A 3108-nucleotide genomic window follows, 5' to 3' on the forward strand; every position below is an offset into this window, starting at 1 on the left:
CCCCAAAATCTTGGGAGCGCTGCGCACTCCAGCGGGAGCAAGCTCCCTCGCCACAACAGCAGTCTTATTTCTTCAACACAACAGCAGTCTTATTTCTTCGCGACAATCACCGCCCGCATCGGCGCCGGCAGCCCTTCGATGGTCTTGCTGTGATCTTCAGGGTCCAGGAAGTCGCTGAGGGACTGATACTTCATCCACTCCGTGCCGCGCTGTTCCTCGACCGTGGTCACGCTCACGTCCACACAGCGCACCTCACTGAAGCCCGCACGTCGCAGCCACAGCATCAGCGCCGGCACCGACGGCAGGAACCAGACGTTGCGCATCTGCGCGTAGCGGTCTTCCGGCACCAGCACTTGCTGCTGATCGCCTTCAACCACCAGCGTCTCCAGCACCAGCTCCCCACCCTTGACCAGGCAATCCTTCAGCGCCAGCAAATGCTCGATGGGCGAGCGGCGATGGTAGAACACGCCCATGGAAAATACCGTGTCGAAGCCTTCCATGTTCGACGGCAGGTCTTCAAACGGGAACGGCAGGTGCCAGGCCTTGGGCGTCGGCAGATAACGCTGCACCGCCTGGAACTGGCAGAAGAACAACCAGTTCGGGTCGACGCCAATCACACTGTCGGCGCCGGCGCCGAGCATGCGCCACATGTAATAGCCGTTGCCGCAACCCACATCGAGGATGCGTTTGCCCTTGAGGTCCAGGTGCGGCGCGACCCGTGACCACTTCCAGTCCGAGCGCCATTCGGTGTCCACGTGCACGCCGAACAGATCGAACGGGCCCTTGCGCCACGGGCAAAGGCCCATCAGCGCAGTACGCATTTGCGCACGGGTGTCGTCGTCGCAGTCGGTATCCAGCACCAGGCCGTTCAGCAGGTCGATTTCACTGGGCATGATCTTCGGCAGCGCATCCAGCGCGCTCTGCCAGCGTTCCAGGTCGCCATGGCCTTTTTCCATCTTTGCATCGAGTTGCGCTTGCAGGCCCTGGGCCCAGACGGCCAGGGGAGTGCCGACCAGGTGGCGGGCGAGGGGAGACAGATCAATCATGGCAAGGCAATCAACGAAGCAAAGTTAAGACACTGGAACCACGGCACGACTTTCGAGAACCCGGCCGCCAGCAGGCGTTCGCGGTGTTCTTCGAGGCTGTCGGGCTTCATGACGTTTTCGATGGCGCTGCGCTTCTGGGCGATTTCCAGTTCGCTGTAGCCGTTGGCACGCTTGAAGGCGATGTGCAAATCGGTGAGCAGCGCATGTTCTTCCGGATCATTGAAGCGCAGCTTTTCCGAAAGGATCAGCGCTCCGCCCGGCAGCAGCGATTGGCGAATGCGCGAGAGCAACGCCTGGCGTTGTTCGGGGGCGATGAATTGCAGGGTGAAGTTCAGCGCCACTACCGAAGCCGGCTGGAATTGCAGGGCGAGGATATCGCCCTCGATCACCTCCACCGGCAGCAACTCCTGGAACATCGAGTCCTGGCCGTTGAGGTATTCGCGGCAACGCTCGACCATCGCCGCCGAGTTATCCACCGCGATCACCCGGCAACCGTCGGTGCGCACGTGACGGCGCAGGGCCTGGGTCACCGCGCCGAGGGATGAACCGAGGTCGTAGAGCACACTATTGGGCTGGGCAAACTGCGCCGCGAGTACGCCGAGGTTCTCGACGATGGTCGGGTAGCCGGGCACCGAGCGCTTGATCATGTCCGGGAAAACCCGCACCACGTCTTCGTTGAAGGCGAAGTCCGGCACCTGGGGCAGGGGCTGGGCGAATAGGCGATCGGGTTCTTTGCTCACGGCTGTTCCGGCGACGAAGGGGGAAAGCCGGGCATTTTAGCGTAGGAGCTGGCTTGCCGGCGATGTTCGTTAACGATGACGCGGACTTTCTGGATGAACGCGGCAACTGTGGGTTTTTTCGCTGGCAAGCCAGCTCCTACAGGTTGACGGTTTTTTTCTGAGGAAAGGAAGAGGCCGTAATGCCCCACTGCCCCAGCCAGTAGCTGACAATCAGCAAATACGGCGCCGCTTCAAACGCCACCACAAACCGATTGATCCCGATCAGCGTGTCGGAGAACACGAACGATGCCGCACCTGCCGCCGCCAGGTACGCCGATCGCTTGGGCACTTCGCTGCCCAAGCGCGCCAACGCTCGCCACAGCATCGCGCTGATCACCAGCGCATACACCACCACCGGCACCAGCAATGGGCCCAGGCCATGGGAAATCAGAATGCTCAGCAAGATCGCGCCCACCACCAGCGCCAGTACCAGCGGCAAAATCGCCGGGCGGCGGCAGTCGCTCAAGTAGGCTTTCAGGTACGCCAGGTGCGCGAACAAAAACGCACCGAGGCCGAAGATGAACAAGTCGCCGGGCCAGGCCAGCAGTACATCGCCCACCAAGGAAAAAATCAGCCCCAGGCTGATCCAGCGTCGATAGTCAGTGGGCGGCGCATCATGCAGCCAGCCCAGCAGCGCCAGTACCGGCAATGGCTTTACCAACAGGCAGAGCAGGGTGGCGTGGGTGCTCAGGCCGTAGATAAAGGTTACCGCCCCCATCAACGCAAGGATCATCCATGGCATATCAGTTCACCGTAATGGCGCAGTCGAAGGTTTCGGCCGGTTCAGCTTCCGGCTCCCAGGGTTGTTGTGAGGTGAGGCGCAAACGGCCCTGGCCGGCGTTGAAGGCCTGGAAGCGCCAGGTGGATTGGCCGCCACTGCCGACCACGCCGGTGTCGTCGGTGTTGCTGTAGACCTCGGGGCTCAGGCTGCGCAGCACGCCGCCGGCCGAGTCCTGGATGGCCCAGCGGTAACCGGTGGTGGGATTGCTGGGCAGGGTCAGGATCAGGTTTTGCCCGGTCTTGAGTTGCAGCGGGCAGGCGCTCTGTTTTTCCACGGTGACGTTTTGCTTCGGCGCACTGGCGCAGGCGGCGAGCAGGCAAAGGCTCAGGGGGAGAAGCAGACGGGCAGCGGTCATGGGGGCTCCGTTGTTTGGCGACGAAGGGCGAGCATAACCGAAGATGAGACAAGGTGTGACAGATGGCGTTGTGTTGGCTGCACCGGCCTCTTCGCGAGCAAGCCCGCTCCCACATTCGACCGCATTCCAAAGCATGGACTCGGTCAA

The 3108-nt window shown here is 61.9% G+C and carries 4 protein-coding genes; all 4 read right to left on the bottom strand.

The window, feature by feature from the left end; all coding sequences use genetic code 11:
- Positions 1-89: 89 nt before the first annotated feature.
- Entirely contained in the window at positions 90-1046 is a 957-nt protein-coding gene (gene cmoB, locus ACW9I6_RS31710; protein ID WP_003210420.1) for a tRNA 5-methoxyuridine(34)/uridine 5-oxyacetic acid(34) synthase CmoB, read from the bottom strand.
- Positions 1043-1786 carry a carboxy-S-adenosyl-L-methionine synthase CmoA gene (gene cmoA / locus ACW9I6_RS31715; RefSeq protein ID WP_003210418.1) on the bottom strand — a complete coding sequence of 248 codons (744 nt, stop codon included), beginning with the start codon at positions 1784-1786 and terminating at the stop codon, positions 1043-1045. The genes cmoB and cmoA overlap by 4 nt, the downstream gene beginning before the upstream one ends.
- A gap of 136 nt (positions 1787-1922) precedes the next feature.
- Positions 1923-2567 (bottom strand): lysoplasmalogenase, encoded by a 645-nt coding sequence (locus ACW9I6_RS31720; RefSeq protein ID WP_102605186.1) that lies wholly within the window; start codon positions 2565-2567, stop codon positions 1923-1925.
- A gap of 1 nt (position 2568) precedes the next feature.
- A complete protein-coding gene (locus ACW9I6_RS31725) occupies positions 2569-2961 on the bottom strand; it encodes a protease inhibitor I42 family protein (RefSeq protein ID WP_003210413.1) in 393 nt (130 codons plus the stop codon).
- Positions 2962-3108 lie beyond the last annotated feature (147 nt).

It is taken from the genome of Pseudomonas sp. SDO5522_S412, assembly GCF_054071215.1.